Origin of the sequence: Dyella japonica DSM 16301 (assembly GCF_001010355.1) — a bacterium.
Taxonomy (GTDB): Bacteria; Pseudomonadota; Gammaproteobacteria; order Xanthomonadales; family Rhodanobacteraceae; genus Dyella; species Dyella japonica.
This window is the reverse complement of sequence record NZ_JPLA01000137.1, coordinates 1-449: the sequence shown is the minus strand read 5'-3', so window position 1 is coordinate 449 and position 449 is coordinate 1. Positions and strand designations below refer to the sequence as shown.

General features: G+C 38.5%; 1 protein-coding gene. It reads right to left on the bottom strand.

Features of this window, described 5'->3' with window-relative positions:
• Nucleotides 1–27: 27 nt before the first annotated feature.
• Complete coding sequence (locus Y882_RS20375) at nt 28–297, bottom strand: hypothetical protein (protein ID WP_046973414.1); 270 nt, start codon at nt 295–297, stop codon at nt 28–30.
• Nucleotides 298–449: the final 152 nt, after the last annotated feature.

Sequence of the window (449 nt, the reverse complement as noted above, 5' to 3'; positions counted from 1 at the left end):
CGTACAATTTTAACTTGATCATTCTAATCACTTCCTCCAAATTTCACGCGATTTTTCAATACGGTTTATGAACCGTATAAGTTTCTGCATAACTTTATGCAGGTCATCAAGATGTTTCCGTAAACGAAGACGTTTCTTAATGGCCCACAGGTTCTTCATATCCGTTTCTTTGAGCTCTTCCCTTAAATGTAATGAAAAGTCAGTTTGGTGATCCAAGATAAACTGAATACGCATCAAAGTATTCGACTCACGATAATCTGGATACCATTTAGGAAGCAGATCTTGTTTGTCAACCATCTTATGCTCCGAACTGATCAATGTATTCAATGAGTTGTTGCAATTCTTTCTGTAACTGCACATTACCACTATTATTCGTCTGAAGTCTAACGAGGCCCTCTTTGATATGTGCAATGTGGTCAGTGCTCATCCGACGCTTCGTTACATTGCAC

Coding starts and splice junctions, on each gene's coding strand:
- Y882_RS20375 (WP_046973414.1), bottom strand. CDS start 297: ATGGTTGACAAACAAGATCTGCTTCCTAAATGGTATCCAGATTATCGT.